10 protein-coding genes are annotated in these 15,046 nt (G+C 65.3%); 6 read left to right on the top strand and 4 right to left on the bottom strand.

Going from position 1 to position 15,046, the window contains the following annotated elements; genetic code table 11:
* The first annotated feature begins 198 nt into the window (after positions 1 to 198).
* The 4 genes from RMR04_RS14850 (at position 199) to prfB (ending at position 5,347) form a co-directional block, all read left to right on the top strand.
* Complete coding sequence (locus tag RMR04_RS14850; protein WP_311915360.1) at positions 199 to 1,419, top strand: N-acetylmuramoyl-L-alanine amidase; 1,221 nt, start codon at positions 199 to 201, stop codon at positions 1,417 to 1,419.
* A gap of 164 nt (positions 1,420 to 1,583) precedes the next feature.
* Complete coding sequence (locus RMR04_RS14845; RefSeq protein WP_311915359.1) at positions 1,584 to 4,031, top strand: penicillin-binding protein 1A; 2,448 nt, start codon at positions 1,584 to 1,586, stop codon at positions 4,029 to 4,031.
* A 16-nt stretch (positions 4,032 to 4,047) separates the two neighbouring features.
* Complete coding sequence (locus RMR04_RS14840; protein ID WP_311916079.1) at positions 4,048 to 4,290, top strand: hypothetical protein; 243 nt, start codon at positions 4,048 to 4,050, stop codon at positions 4,288 to 4,290.
* Positions 4,219 to 5,347 (top strand): peptide chain release factor 2 gene (gene prfB / locus RMR04_RS14835; RefSeq protein WP_311915358.1). Its coding sequence is split into 2 segments (ribosomal slippage): positions 4,219 to 4,287 and positions 4,289 to 5,347, totalling 1,128 coding nucleotides; the frame shifts between segments, so codons are not numbered across the junction. The genes RMR04_RS14840 and prfB overlap by 72 nt, the downstream gene beginning before the upstream one ends.
* Before the next feature lie 235 nt (positions 5,348 to 5,582).
* Here the strand turns inward: prfB and RMR04_RS14830 are convergent.
* Both RMR04_RS14830 and RMR04_RS14825 read right to left on the bottom strand, forming a co-directional pair.
* Entirely contained in the window at positions 5,583 to 6,929 is a 1,347-nt protein-coding gene (locus RMR04_RS14830) for a M23 family metallopeptidase (protein ID WP_311915357.1), read from the bottom strand.
* Positions 6,930 to 7,033: 104 nt separating this feature from the next.
* Positions 7,034 to 7,498 carry a peroxiredoxin gene (locus RMR04_RS14825; protein WP_311915356.1) on the bottom strand — a complete coding sequence of 155 codons (465 nt, stop codon included), beginning with the start codon at positions 7,496 to 7,498 and terminating at the stop codon, positions 7,034 to 7,036.
* Between the two features lie 163 nt (positions 7,499 to 7,661).
* Here RMR04_RS14825 and RMR04_RS14820 point away from each other — a divergent pair, with 163 nt between their 5' ends.
* Positions 7,662 to 11,183: a hypothetical protein gene (locus tag RMR04_RS14820; protein ID WP_311915354.1), complete on the top strand. Its 3,522-nt coding sequence runs from the start codon at positions 7,662 to 7,664 to the stop codon at positions 11,181 to 11,183.
* Between the two features lie 204 nt (positions 11,184 to 11,387).
* Here the strand turns inward: RMR04_RS14820 and tyrS are convergent, their stop codons facing one another.
* Both tyrS and RMR04_RS14810 read right to left on the bottom strand, forming a co-directional pair.
* Entirely contained in the window at positions 11,388 to 12,650 is a 1,263-nt protein-coding gene (gene tyrS / locus RMR04_RS14815) for a tyrosine--tRNA ligase (protein WP_311915353.1), read from the bottom strand.
* A gap of 205 nt (positions 12,651 to 12,855) precedes the next feature.
* Positions 12,856 to 13,536: an alpha/beta hydrolase gene (locus RMR04_RS14810; protein ID WP_069691513.1), complete on the bottom strand. Its 681-nt coding sequence runs from the start codon at positions 13,534 to 13,536 to the stop codon at positions 12,856 to 12,858.
* A gap of 300 nt (positions 13,537 to 13,836) precedes the next feature.
* Between RMR04_RS14810 and RMR04_RS14805 the strand changes: the two genes are divergently transcribed.
* The gene (locus RMR04_RS14805; RefSeq protein ID WP_311915352.1) at positions 13,837 to 15,042 is read left to right on the top strand and encodes a cysteine desulfurase family protein; all 1,206 of its coding nucleotides are present in this window, start codon (positions 13,837 to 13,839) and stop codon (positions 15,040 to 15,042) included.
* Positions 15,043 to 15,046: the final 4 nt, after the last annotated feature.

Raw genomic sequence — 15,046 nt, 5'->3', positions numbered from 1 at the left:
ATCATCCAGCCATCGTGACGGTGAGGCAGGCAAGCATGGTTCACGGTCGGGGACGGGCGTGGTAACGCCCTGTTAAGGCCTCGCGCCCTTATGGTTAAGCGTCGGTGACGCAGACAGGGATCAATCACCCCTTTGCTCCGCTTTCGCAGCCCAGCTTTCCGCAGCCTCCGCGCCGGCCTTGTCCGTCGCAGCGCGAGCTTGCTTTCGCGCGTGCTTCTCGGCTCCTGGCTTGCCGTTGTCTGCGTAAGCGCCGGCGACGCCAATCCCGGGCCCGCCAATGATTTTCCGGTCGCGACCGACGCCAGGATCGAGCAGGCCGGAGAGATCATCCGCCTGACCGTGGCGCTGTCGCGGCCTGTTGCCGTCAGCACATCTGTGATGGCCTCGCCCGACCGGGTGATCGTCGATTTGCCGTCCGTCAATTTCCAGATGCAGCCCACGACCGGGCGCAATGGCGCGGGCTTCGTCAGCGCCTTCCGTTTCGGCCTGTTCACGGCCGAGCGCTCGCGCATCATCATCGACCTGGCGCAGCCCGCTCTCGTCGCGCGCGCCGAGATGCGCAACCGGCGCGGCGGCTTCGGCGAGCTCGTGGTCGAGCTGAAGCGCTCCTCGCGGGCGGAGTTCCAGGCGGCGGCGAATGAGGCCTCGAAAACGCGCCCCGAGGCGGCCATATCACCGGTCGAGATCGTCAAGCCTGCCGGAGATACCCGCCAGCTCGTGGTCATCGACCCAGGCCATGGCGGCATCGACCCGGGCACGGTGGTGGCGTCGATTGCGGAAAAGACGGTCGTGCTGGCTTTCGGCATGACGCTGAAGGAGAGCTTGGAAGCGTCCGGGCGCTATCGCATCCTGATGACTCGTGATGAGGATCGCTTCGTGCCGCTGGGCGAGCGGGTGAAGATCGCGCGGGAGGCGGGGGCTGATCTGTTCATCTCGATTCATGCGGATTCGCTGACGCAGGCGCAGGATGTGCGCGGCGCCACGGTCTATACGGGCTCCGAGCGCGCGACCGATGCGGAAGCGGCCCGGCTGGCGGCCAAGGAAAATCAGGCCGACACGGTCGCGGGCCTCGATTCGAGCGAGGATACGCAAGACGTCGCCGGCATCCTGATGGATCTGGCCAAGCGTGAGACGCGGACCTTCTCCTCGGTGTTCGCGCGCAATCTCGTCGAGACGCTCGGCGGCTCGGTAAAGATGCACAAGGTGCCGCTCCGCTCGGCGGGGTTCCGTGTGCTGAGCGCGCCCGATGTTCCTTCCGTGCTGATCGAGCTCGGCTATATGTCGAGCCCGAAGGATGCGGAATTGCTCAATTCGGCGGCCTGGCGGACGCAGGCCGTGGCGGCCGTGCATGCCGCGGTCGACGGGTATTTCGCGCAGGGCCGCCCGCCTGCCGGCAAGGCTGCGGAGAACCGGCGCTGAGCCAAGTGGCTTTCGCGAGCAAGTGGCTTTGGCGAGCAGGTGGCTTTGGCGTGAAATTGTGGTCCTGAGGCCACGGTTCCGCCATCTCTGTTATGCTATAGAATTGATTCACGCTGCCCGTTTTTCGGGCTGGCTAGCCATGACAGTGAGGGCCAGGGCCTCCTATGCGGTTTGTTCTGCGACTCTTCGGGTGGCTTTTTGCCGCCGGCACGATCGTCTTCGTGATTGGCGCCGTGGGCGCGGCCGGTCTCGTCTGGCATTACTCGAAGGATCTTCCCGATTCGGCTCAGCTCAGGAACTATGAGCCGCCGGTGATGACGCGCGTCCATGCCGGCGACGGCAGCCTGATCGCGGAATTTGCCCGCGAGCGCCGGCTCTATATGCCGATCCAGGCCGTGCCCAAGCTCGTCATCCAGGCCTATCTCTCGGCCGAGGACAAGAATTTCTACAAGCATGTCGGCGTCGATCCCGAAGGGCTCGTGCGCGCCGCGATCACCAATTTTCGCAGCCGCGGCTCGAATCGCAGGCCGCAGGGCGCCTCCACCATCACCCAGCAGGTCGCGAAGAACTTCCTCGTCGGTTCGGAGCAGAACTACGAGCGCAAGATTCGCGAGGCGCTGGTCGCACTGCGCATCGAGGCGACCTATTCGAAGGACAAGATCCTCGAGCTCTATCTCAACGAGATCTATCTCGGCGCTCCGGCTCCGGGGCAGGGCAGCTATGGCATCGGCGCGGCGGCGCTGAACTATTTCGGCAAGTCGGTGCATGAACTGAACCTGCAGGAGGTCGCGTATCTGGCCGCGCTGCCCAAGGCACCGACCGATCTGCATCCCTTCCGCAACCGCGAGCGCGCGATCGAGCGGCGCAACTATGTGATCGATCGTATGGTCGAGAACGGCTACGTCACGCGCGAAGCCGGCGACACGGCCAAGAAGCAGCCCCTCGGCGTCAATCCGCGCACGGTTTCGCCCAACAACATCGCCGCCGGCTATTTCGCCGAAGAAATTCGCCGCGAATTGCAGGATCGCTATGGCGAGAAGAAGCTGCTCGAAGGCGGCCTCTCGGTGCGCTCGACCGTCGACCCGAAGATGCAGTTGATGGCGCGCAAGGCGCTGGTCGACGGGCTGGTGCGTTTCGATGAGGCGCGCGGCTGGCGCGGCGCGATCCAGAAGATCGACCTGAGCGCGCGCGACTGGGGCCTGGCGATCGGCGAGCTGAAAGTGCTCGGCGATGTCGCGCCCTGGCGCCTTGGCGTCGTTCTCGATGTCACCGGCGACACGGCTCGCATCGGCCTCCACCCGCTCAACGAGACCTCAGGCGCGCTGCGCAGTGAACGGACCACCGTGGCGCTCGGCCCCGACGGCATCAAATGGACGCGGCGTGCACGCGTGTCGCAGGCCGTATCGGTCGGCGATGTCGTCTATGTCGAGCCCATCGACAACCGGCCGGGCCAGGTCCGCCTGCGGCAGTTGCCCGAGGTCAACGGCGCCATCACCGTGATGGATCCGTTCTCCGGCCGCGTGCTCGCCATGGTCGGCGGCTTCTCGCATGACCAGTCGGAATTCAACCGCGCGACGCAGGCGTTGCGCCAGCCCGGCTCCTCGTTCAAGCCCTTCGTCTACGCCACCGCGCTCGACAACGGCTATACGCCGTCGAGCATCGTGCTCGACGGCCCTATCGAGATCGACCAGGGCGGTGGGCTCGGCATGTGGCGGCCGGAAAACTACGACGGCAAGTCGACCGGGCCTCATACTCTTCGCTATGGCATCCAGTTTTCCAAGAACCTGATGACGGTCAGGCTCGCCAAGGATGTCGGCATGCCGCTGATCGCGGAATATGCCCGCCGTTTCGGCGTCTATGACGACATGCTGCCCGTGCTCTCGATGGCGCTGGGCGCCGGCGAGACCACGGTGATGCGGATGACCGCCGGTTACGCCATGCTCGTCAATGGCGGCAAGCGCATCCGCCCGACCTTGATCGACCGCATCCAGGACCGCTGGGGCGCGACCATCTTCCGGCACGACCAGCGCGTCTGCGAAGGCTGCGACGCCGAAAAGTGGAACAATCAGCGTGAACCGCGCCTCGTCGACAACCGCGACCAGGTTCTCGATCCGCTGACCGCCTATCAGATGGTCTCCATCCTCGAAGGCGTGGTCAATGCGGGCACGGCGACGGTGGTGAAGTCCGTCGGCAAGCCGCTCGGCGGCAAGACCGGCACGACCAACGAGGCCAAGGACGTCTGGTTCGTCGGCTTCTCGCCGGACCTCGCTGTCGGCGTCTATATGGGCTTCGACAAGCCGAAGTCGCTCGGCACCTCCGCGACAGCCGGCCAGTACGCCGCGCCGATCTTCCGCGATTTCATGATGGCGGCGCTCAAGGACAAGCCGGCGACGCCGTTCCGCGTGCCTGCTGGCATCAAGCTGATCCGGGTCGATCCCAAGACCGGCATGCGTAGCGGCGGCGAGGGCGGCATCCTGGAGGCATTCAAGCCCGGTACCGCGCCGCCCGACAGCTACTCCGTCATCGGGGCCGCCGGCGATGGCTCGACCCCGCTCAACGTCTCGCCCGGTGGCGGGCGCTCGGTCGGTTCCGGGACGGGCGGCCTGTACTGACCCGGACACCTCATTCTTGGGTGAGGTGAAGCGCAAGCCCGGGAATCTCTTGCAGGAGCAGGAAGCTCTTGCAGGAGATGCTCGGCTCAAGGCCGGCCATGACGCCGTCGGGCGTTTACAGCCGGCGCTTTCACCCCTATCTCAGCACTTCACTTCAAGAAGCTTCAGCGAAAGTTCTGACACGCCCATGCGTCCTGAAATCCAGACCCAGCTCGACAACGCCAAGCAGTCGATTGGACTGCTGAGGAGGCATCTTTGACTGGGATCAAGCACAACGCCGTCTCGCCGAACTAAACGCCCTCTCGGAGGGGCCCGATTTCTGGAACGATGCCGACACCGCGCAGAAGCTGATGCGCGAGCGCACCTCGCTCGAGGATCAGATCAACGGCATCGTCAAGCTCGAACGTGATCTCGACGACGCGCTGACGCTGATCGAGCTCGGCGAGATGGAGGAGGATGAAGCCTCCATCACCGAGGGCGAGGGCGCTATCAAGACTGTCGAGGCCGAGGCGGCGCGCCGGCAGGTCGAGACGCTACTGTCGGGCGAAGCCGACATGCTCGACACCTATCTCGAGATCCATCCCGGCGCGGGCGGTACCGAAAGCCAGGATTGGGCCGAGATGCTGCTGCGGATGTATCGGCGCTGGGGCGAGCGGCGCAAGCTCAAGGTCGAGACGCTGGAATACCAGGACGGCGACACCGCCGGCATCAAATCGGCGACCCTGCAGTTCAAGGGGCACAACGCCTATGGCTGGCTGAAGACCGAATCGGGCGTGCACCGGCTCGTGCGGATCTCGCCGTTCGATTCGAATGCCAGGCGGCAGACCTCCTTTGCCTCGGTCTGGGTCTATCCCGTTGTCGACGACCGCATCGTCATCGACATCAACGAATCCGATTGCCGGATCGACACCTACCGGGCGCAGGGCGCGGGCGGCCAGCACATCAACACGACCGATTCGGCTGTCCGCATCACCCATATCCCGTCAGGCATCGCAGTCTCGTGCCAGCAGGAACGATCGCAGCACAAGAACAAGGCCAAGGCCTGGGACATGCTGCGCGCGCGCCTCTATGAGGTCGAGCTGAAGAAGCGCGAAGACAAGGCCAATGCCGAGCAGGCCTCGAAGACCGATATCGGCTGGGGCCACCAGATCCGCTCCTATGTGCTGCAGCCCTATCAGCTGGTGAAGGATCTGCGCACGGGAGTGAGTTCGACGGCCCCGAGCGACGTGCTCGACGGCGCGCTCGACCCTTTCATGGAAGCCTCGCTGGCGCAGCGGGTCTATGGCACCGAGGTCGAGGTCGAAGACATCGACTAGAGCAATTTCAGATCCAATTGGATCATGCAATTGCTCTAACCCTTTGTTTTGACGCGTTTTCTTCACGCGAACTGGCGACCGCTTCGCTCGAAAACGCTCAGGAATGGGCGGTTTCGAGCCGAGCTTGCTCCAATAAGCGAAATGGCCGGCCCTGGCAGGGCCGGCCATTTTGTTTTCGTCTGGGTTCGGCTTGGTGCCGTCACGCGGGCCGAGCTCCGCTCCGGCTCGAAAAATCCTAGAGCGTCGCCCGTCCGGCGAGCTTGGCTCCGGCGCGCAGAAAGCGGGTCGGATCCATCGGCTCCTCGTTGATCCGGGTCTCGTAATGCAGATGCGGACCCGTCGAGCGACCAGTGGTACCGACACGGCCGATCACCGTGCCTGTCGTCACGATCTGGCCGACCGAGGCCAGGATCGCCGACATATGAGCATAGCGCGTGCTGACGCCGTTGCTGTGCTCGATCTCGACCATATTGCCGTAGCCGCCATTATATTCGGCGACAATGACCTTGCCCGGTGCGGTGGCGCGGATCGGCGAACCAGCCTCGGCGCGGAAATCGACGCCGGTATGCATCGCCGGGCTACGCGTGAAAGGGTCGACGCGATAGCCGTAATTCGAGGTGAAATCGGCATCGCCGGCCATGGGCCGAGCGAGCGGCAATTGTTCGGTGAGGCCGCGCAAGCGGAAAACCGCGGCGATACGCGGCTGCAGCGCATCCAGCGTCGCCTCGAACGGCCCCTTGGACGGGTCGATCTTGAAGGGCACGAAGGGGCCGCCGGTGCCACCGGCCACGGGGCCGACCGGGTTCATCTTGTCGGTGTCGATGCCGATTTCAGCGAGCGCGCCGTGCATGCGCTTCTGCGAATCGGCCAGGCTCTCATCCATGTCCTTCAGCGCGGCAAGCTGCGCGCCTGCCGTTGTCGCGATGGCGCGGTCCAGCCGTGTCAGCGCCGCCGCAACCCGCTGGGCAGGGGGCTGGGGCTCGGGTTCACCGGCTCCCGACAACCAGGGAGCAGCCTTGCCGGCATCGGTCTTGTTGGTGTCCACCTTGCCGGTCTCGGCGCCGCGCAGGCTCGGGGTGTCTGGCGCCGGCATCGGCTTGGCCGGCATGATCGGCGCGAAGCTGGTGATTCCCGAGGCACGAATCGGCTCCTCCGTCTTGAGTATCCGGGGCCGCAGCGGGGCCTTGATGCTTGAGGTGATGCCGCCGGTCTGGAGCGTGTCGGCGAGCGCGGTGACGAGCGCCTGGCGCGATTCGACTTCGGCCTGCCGGGTCGCGAGCTCGTCGACGCGGGCCTCGACGCCGTCCTGGTCGAGAAGCGCGCGGCTGGCCAGGCGGTCGATATCCGCCCGCAGGACGGTGATGCGGTCCTCATAGGCGTATTGGCGCGTGGTTTCGCGCGTGATCAACCGCGCCGCCAGGTCGTCCTTGCTGAGAATGTACCAGCCGGCGGCGCCGCTGCAGGCCGTGGTGACGGTCAGCCAGGCAAGGCCGGCAAACACCGTCGCGCGGCGCATCGTGTAGGTCTTGTGGGTGAAGAGCCCGGCGACCGGAAGGGCGGGGGCAGAGGAGAACTGTGTCATACGCGGGACCGGATGTTACGCTGCCGATCCCGCCATTAGAGTTAGTTAAGGTTAATCTTTCGCAAATTACCTGGCTTTTCGAGGGCGCACCTGTCGGTTCCGTGTCATAGCGCCTGGGCGGCGGCGAGGACTTCGTCGGCGTGGCCGGCGACCTTCACCTTGGGCCAGATCCGGGCGATCTTGCCATCCTGGTCGATCAGGAAGGTCGTGCGCTCGACGCCCATATAGGTGCGGCCATACATGCTCTTCTCGACCCAGATGCCATAGGCCTGCAGCGCGGTCAGCGTTTCGTCGGCGGCGAGCGCGAAGTCGAGTCCGTGCTTCTTTTTGAACTTGTCGTGGCTCTTCACCGGGTCTGGCGAGATACCGACGATCTCCGTGCCGGCGTCAGCGAAGGCCTTGCGCAGGCCGTTGAACGCAATCGCCTCCAGGGTGCAGCCCGGTGTGTCGTCTTTGGGATAGGCGTAGAGGACGATCTTTCGTCCCTTGAGGCCAGCGAGCGAAAGCGTGCCGCCGCCATCCCGCGCGAGCGTGAAATCGGGGGCTTTGTCGCCTTGCCTCAATGCCATGTTTCGCCTTCCTTTCGTCGCCTTCGGTCTGCAAGAGCAGCGCTCCGCCACCTGGCTTCAATATGGCGCGCGCAGGCGCAGCCGCTAGTATGTTTTTATTCGTATCGATGCCGATTCGAGCGCGACGCCGAAACATCGTCCGGATTCGGGCGTTGACGTCCGAGTGCTGACGGCCACCCCCCGTGAAAACGCCTTTCCCGAACGCAGGACGACGCAGGCATTGCAAGAGCAGCACGCGAACGGGAGCACCCCGCCGGCGGAGGCAACTGCCGCCGCGCAGGAGGCCTGCGACATCGCAGCTGTGAAGAAGCGGGCGAAGGCCGGGTTGGTCACGATCGCGGTCGCAGTCATCGTCGCCGTTCTGACCCTGGCGGGCGCTGCCGTGACGCTTCTGGTCACGGGCTTGATCCCGCTATCGGGCCTCGAGGGGCGCATCGCCGGCGCGATCGAGGAGAGACTGGGCGCGGGCTGGACAGTCGAGGCGGCGGCCGCGGAACTCGGCCGCATCGACGGCCACTCGCAGCTGCGCGTCAGGCAGGTCACGTTTCGCCATACCAGCGGCGCGGTCATCCGCGCGCCCGAGGCCGTGCTCGGCTACGAGCCGCTTCCGCTGTTGCTGGGGGAGATCAAACTGGTCTCGGTCGATCTGCGCGGCGTCAATGTCCGCCTCGGCGTCGACAAGAACGGGGCGCTGATTGTCAATGCCGATTCGGCTCCCGCCGAAGTGCAGCCGGCCTCGACGCTGCCCGATACGGGCCAGTGGAACGCCTTCACCGGCATCATGGGAGCGGTCGCGACGCTGGCGCAGGGCCAAGGCCTGCTCGGTGCGCTGCAGACGGCGGGCATGCATGGCGCCCGCCTGTCGCTGATCGACCCTGATGGGCGCCAACGCGCCGGTTTCGAGGATGTCGAGATCAGCCTGACACGCACGGGCGAGCGGACGACGCGGCTGAGCGCGAAGGGCCGCACCGGGCAGCGCTGGAAGGAGCTCGCGGTCGATCTGTCGAGCGAGGCCGACGGTACGCAGCGCGCCGATATCGACATCGTCCGTTTCGAGCCCGCCGAGGTCGTGGCGCTCGCCTTCGGTAGCGGCGGGATTACCATCGAGGGCCTGCCGCTGAAGGGCCGCGCGACGCTGACCCAGAAGCCGGACGGCCAGAAGGCGATCACGGCCCGGATCGACGTGCTGCCGGGCACCATCCAGTTTCCGGGCGGGCCGTTGGCGCCGATCGCCGTCGAATCGGCCCATATCGAGGTCGCGAGCGAGAATGATTTCTCCGTACTCCAGATATCGATGGGCGAGCTGAATGCCGGTGCGACCCGGCTCAAGGGCGCCGGCACGCTGCGCGAGGAGAACGGTGCCTGGAGGCTGGATCTGGACGCTGCCGGCCAGATTCCTGGGGTCGATCAGGAGCCGCCTGTCGCCATCGACAACCTGAAGGCCAATCTGCTGCTCGATCCGCGCTCGAACGAGGTGCGGATCGACGCCATGTCGGTGAAGGGGCCCGCGATCACGGCCGAGATGACGGGGCTGGTACAGAAGACCGGCGAATCGCCGACACAACGCTTCTCGATCAAGGCCACAGATTCCGATGTCCGAGCCGTGCTGGCACTGTGGCCGCGCTGGACCTCGCCCGATGTCCATACCGCGTTGTCGCGGCAATTCGCGGCTGGCCGGATCGGGAGTCTCGCGGTCGAACTCGATTTGCCGGCCGAGGATCACGCCCGTTTCCTGCAGGGGGCTGGCTTGCCCGATGGCGCACTTAGCGTTGTCATCGAGGCCAATCAGGTGCGCTATTTGCCCGGGCCTGGGCTTCCGCCGCTGGTCGACGGTGTCGTCTCAGGCAAGACGACAGGGCGAACGGTGCAGCTCCAGATCGCCAAGGCTGCGGCTGATCTGGGCAGCGGCAGGCAACTCATGCTGAGCGAGGGCAGCTTTAGCATGGCCGAGACCTGGATGCAGCGAGCGCCGGCGCGCGTGGCGTTCCGCTCGACGGGGCCGATGGAGGCGCTGATGGCGCTGTTCACCTTCCCGGCCCTGAAGGATTTCTCATCGGGACCGCTCGACCCTGCCGCGATCAAGGGCATGACCGACCTCAAGACCGTCATCAACTTGCCATTGGCCGACGACCCCAAGCCCAGCGAGGTCGTGGTGCAGAGCGTCGGCACGCTGTCCAATATTTCGTCTGATGTGATGCTCGGCAACGACAAGCTCGAAGGCGGCAATCTGAGCTGGAACTTCGACAAGGCCGGCTTGCTGATAAAGGGAGAGGCTCGCATCGGTGGCGATCGCGGCCAGATCGAGGTTCGCCAGGACAGCCACGGCAAGGGCGAGGCGAGCTTGTCCATGCAGCTCGACAGCGCCGCGCGCCAGAGGCGCGGGCTAGGGCCTGAGAGCGGCATCGGCGGCCCTGTTCAGGTCAAGGTGGCGAAGGCGCTGGGCAAGGGCGTCGATACGCCACCGCGCGTCGAGATCGATCTGACCAAGGCGACGCTCGACGGTGTCATTCCGGGCCTCAACAAGGCGGCCGGTCGGGCAGGGCGTGTGAGCTTCAGCTATGTCGCCGACGCCAATGGCCCCGACCTTGAGGATTTCGTGCTGGACGCGGCGCCGGCCCTGATCAAGGGCCGGATCGAACTGAATAAGCAGAACGGTTTCGAGAACGCGACGCTGTCCCAGCTCAAGATCTCGCCGGGCGATAATCTCAAGGTCGATGCCAAGCGCGACGGCAATGTGACCAAGCTTGTCATTCGCGGCGCTGTGGCGGATGTGCGCCCCTTCATCCGCGACCTGCAGAGCGCGTCGGGGCCAGCTGCGCGCGGCGACAAGAATGCGGCCAAGGGCGGCGATCTCGATATCGACCTCGACGTCCCGATCCTGACCGGCTTCAACAGCGAGGCAATCAGCAATGCTTCGCTCAAACTGTCGAAGCGCGGCGGCGAGACGCGCGCGCTTGCCTTCCAGGGCCGGATCGGCCGGGCCGAAGTCACAGCCAAGCAGGGGCGACAAGGCGATACGCCGGGCGCAATCGTCATCCAGTCCGAGAATGGCGGCGCGTTGTTGCGCTTCGCCGATCTCTACCGGCGCGCCTATGGTGGCGACCTCATCCTGAGCATGGGGCCGAGCGATACGCGCCAGGGCGGCGAATTGCTGTTCCGCGACTTCGTCGTGCGTGACGAGCCGGCTTTGCGCCGGGTCGTCGGCGAGCAGCCGGGAGCGGCGCCGGCTGGGGATCGAACCGGTGGCGCGGGGCCGGCGCCGGCGCCGCTGCGGATTGACGTCAGCGAAGTCGCTTTCACCAAGCTCAGGGCCGTCTTCAGCCGCTCAGCCAGCCGGTTCGATGTGTCCGACATGGTGATCTGGGGACAGCAGCTCGGCTTCACCTTGCAGGGCAATGTCGATTATGGCCGGGATCGGGTCGATATTGGCGGCACTTTCGTGCCGGGCTACGCCCTCAACAACGCCTTCGCCCAGGTGCCGGTCGTTGGCGCATTGCTCGGGGGTGGCAGTCAGTATGGCGGGTTGTTCGCCGTGAACTTCCGGATATCGGGCGCCGCAAGCGCTCCGACCATGACGATCAATCCGCTCTCGGCGCTCGCACCCGGCATCCTGCGCCGCTTCGTCGATCCGCTCGGCGGCTCGCCGATCCAGCAGCCGCAGGTCGCCCCGGCGCCGGGGCGCTGAAGCCACGACGCCGGAGCGGTCTAATACCCGCTCCGGCGTTCTCGTTTCCAGTGTTGCGATGGCTTCTTCGGAAACCAAAGCCCGCATTTTGGGCCGATATGTTGCGAGCATTTCCGCGTTTCTCCGAATCGCGGAAATGCTCTGCCTCCTTGTTTTATCGCATTGTCTTCACGCGAACCGGTGTCCACTTCGCTCGAAAATGCTCTACTGCGCCCGCAGCAGGACGTGCTTCTTCCTGCCGAAGGACAGCTTGATCACCCCTTCGCCCGAGAGCTCCGAGAGCGTCAGCGTTGCGCGCTCGTCCGTGACGGCAGCGTCATTGACCCGAAGGCCGCCCGCCTTGACCTGCCGCCGCGCCTCGCCGGTCGAGGGCACGAGGCCGGCTTTGACGAAGGCGGTCAGCACGCCAAGACCGGCCTCAAGCTCGGACCTTGCCACGGCGACGCTGGGAAGATCGTCTGCAAGCGCGCCATCCTCGAAGGTCTTGCGCGCAGTCTCGGACGCCGCCTCGGCAGCCTCCCGGCCATGCAGCATGGCTGTGACCTCGGTTGCGAGGATCTTCTTGGCCTCGTTGATCTCGGCGCCGCCCAGCGCCGCAAGCCGGGCGATCTCGGCCATCGGCATCGTGGTGTAGAGCTTCAGGAAACGCTCGACATCAGCGTCCTCGGTGTTGCGCCAGAACTGCCAGAAATCATAGGCGCCCATGAGTTCGGCGTTGAGCCAGACGGCGCCCGAGGCCGTCTTGCCCATCTTGCCGCCAGACGATGTCGTCAGCAGCGGCGAGGTCAGGGCATAGAGCTGGACATTGCTCATGCGGTGCCCGAGGTCGATGCCGTTGACGATATTGCCCCACTGGTCGGAGCCGCCCATCTGCAGGATGCAGCCCGTGCGCTTGTTCAGCTCGACGAAGTCATAGGCCTGCAGGATCATGTAGTTGAATTCGAGGAAGGACAGCGATTGCTCGCGCTCCAGCCGTGTCTTGACGCTGTCGAAGGACAGCATGCGGTTGACCGAGAAGTGTCGGCCGACGTCGCGCAGGAATTCGAGATAGTTCAGCCCGAGCAGCCAGTCGGCGTTGTTCATCATCGTCGCAGAGTTCGTCGACGAGGATTCGCCGCCGAAATCGAGATAGTTGGCGAAGACGCGCTTGATACCGGTGAGGTTGCGCTCGATGTCCTCGACCGTCAGCAGCTTGCGTGACTCCTCCTTGAAGGAGGGATCGCCGACCATCGAAGTACCGCCGCCCATCAGCGCGATCGGCTTGTGGCCGGTCGCCTGCATCCAGTGCAGCATCATGATCTGGATCAGCGAGCCCGCGTGAAGCGAGGTCGCTGTCGCGTCGAAGCCGATATAGGCGCTGATTGGCCCTTTGAGCGCAGCAGCGTCCAGGCCCTCGGGATCCGAGATCTGGTGGACGTAGCCACGCTCGGAGAGGACATGGAGAAGGTCTGATTTGAAGCTGGTCATGGCATGATCAATCGGCTGGCTGGTTCGTTTGGCATGGCTCGCAACCATCGCGCGGCAGGCGAGCCATCATGGCCCGATCGGGGCCGCCCGTCATGGTCGGGCTTGTCCTGACCATCCACGTCTTCACTCGTCGAGAGCGGTATTCAAGACATGGATGCTCGCCACAAGGGCGAGCATGATGGCGAGGGGCGGTCGGAGCTGAGGACTACTCCTGCTCCTGAGCCTCGCGCTCTTCCTTGGGGATCTCGGGGCCGACATTGCGGTCGAGATAGGCGCTGACCTGCTCCATCAGCTGGTCGACACGGCCGTCGAAGAAATGGTTGGCGCCCTCGACCACCGCATGTTCGATCAGGATGCCCTTCTGGGTCTTCACCTTCTCGATCACCGCCATGACCTCCTTCACCGGCGCGACGCGGTCTTCCGAGCCGTGCACGAACAGGCCAGAGGAGGGGCAAGGCGCCAGGAAGGAGAAGTCATAGCGGTTGGCCATCGCCGCGATCGACATGAAGCCCTCGATTTCGGGGCGGCGCATCAGGAGCTGCATGCCGATCCAGGCGCCGAAGGAGACGCCGGTGATCCAGCAGCTCTTGGCCTCGGGGTTGAGCGCCTGCATCCAGTCGAGCGCCGCGGCCGCGTCCGAGAGCTCGCCGGCACCGTGGTCGAAATGCCCCTGGCTGCGGCCGACGCCGCGGAAATTGAATCGCAGCGCCGAAAAGCCCCGGTTCACGAAGGTGTAGAACAGGTTGTAGACGATCTGGTTGTTCATCGTCCCGCCGAACTGCGGGTGCGGATGCAGGATGATCGCGAGCGGCGCGCCGCGCTTCTTGGCGGGCTGGTAACGGCCCTCGATCCGGCCGGCCGGTCCGTTGAAAATCACCTCTGGCATTGTCGTCTCGCCTTTTGTTGGGCCAAGGCCGCGCGCGCCGGGCAAAACAGCGCGCAAATGCCGCCGAAAATGCCCGGTCGCCCTTGACGACCCCGCCGCTCGCGCCCTACATCAAGCGCTTAGAATAGTTCTAACAGCCGTGAACAATACGGGAACCGACGGGTAGCGCATCATTTCGGCGCAGCCGTCGTCCCAGCCACGGCCGGTTCGGACGGGCGGCTATAGCACGGCGCATGGGTGCAATTTCAAGCATTTCGTGCCGACCGTCTTCCGCGAGGCAGGATCGGAGCCAGTGAGATCGTGACGGGAGCGACCCGCGCCTATCTCGACCACAATGCGACCACGCCGGTGCGGCCGGACGTGGCGCAGGCGATGGCGTGCGCGCTGATGCTGCCTGGGAACCCATCCTCGGTTCACAATGAGGGCAGGGCAGCCCGTGCCGCGATCGAGCAGGCGCGGGCGCAGGTTGCCGTGCTCGTCGGGGCGAAGGCCGCCAATGTCGTCTTCACCAGCGGTGGCACCGAAGCCAATGCGACCGTGCTGTCGCCTGGATTGATGGATTGCAGCGGCGGGCGCGACTGCGTGAGGACGCCGGCTTCGCTGCTGCTCCATGGCGCAACCGAGCATGCCTGCATTCGCGACGGGCATCGGTTCCCGGTCGGTGCGGCCGAGGCGATCCCGGTCGATGCGGACGGGCTGGCCGACAAGGATTGGCTCGCGGGACGGCTAGAGCGGTTTGCCGCGGAGCAGCCAGGCGCGCGCGCGCTGGTTTCGCTGCATCTTGCCAATAATGAGACCGGCGTGGTCCAGCCAATTGCCGAGATTGCTGCCCTCGCCAGGAGTTTCCGGGCGCTGACGCATTGCGACGCGGTCCAGGCCGCCGGCAAGATCGCCATAGATATCAATAGGTTGGGCGTCGATGTTCTGACGCTGTCCGCCCATAAGCTGGGCGGGCCGAAGGGCGTCGGCGCGCTCGTCTTCCGCACCGGGGCGCTGGAGCTTGCCGACAAGCCCATGCGTGGTGGCGGGCAAGAGCGCGGCTGGCGCGCCGGCACCGAAAATGTGGTCGGCATTGTCGGCTTCGGGATGGCGGCGGAGATTGCAGCCAAGGCCATCGAGGCGGAGGCTGATCGGCTTTCCGCCTTGCGCGACAGGCTGGAGGCCGGGCTTCAGGCTCTCGCGCCCGATACCGTGATTTTCGGCCGCGCCGCGCCGCGCCTGCCCAACACCAGCGCCTTCGCCACGCCGGGAACTCGGGCGGAGACGGCGCTGATCATGCTCGACCTGAATGGCGTCGCGTTGTCTTCCGGCTCGGCCTGCTCGTCGGGCAAGGTCAAGCGCTCGCATGTGCTGGACGCCATGGGCGTCGACCCTGCCATGAGCGCAGGGGCCTTGCGGGCGAGCCTCGGATGGACCACCTGCGAGGCAGAGATCGATCAATTTTTGGCGGCCTATGCGAAGGCACTGGCCGCGACCAAGGGCCGGGAGATTCAGGCGGCCGCCTGAATGT

The sequence above is a fragment of the Bosea sp. 685 genome (assembly GCF_031884435.1).
GTDB lineage: Bacteria > Pseudomonadota > Alphaproteobacteria > Rhizobiales > Beijerinckiaceae > Allobosea.
Note: the sequence above shows the minus strand (reverse complement) of the source record. Positions and strands in the feature narration are given on the sequence as shown.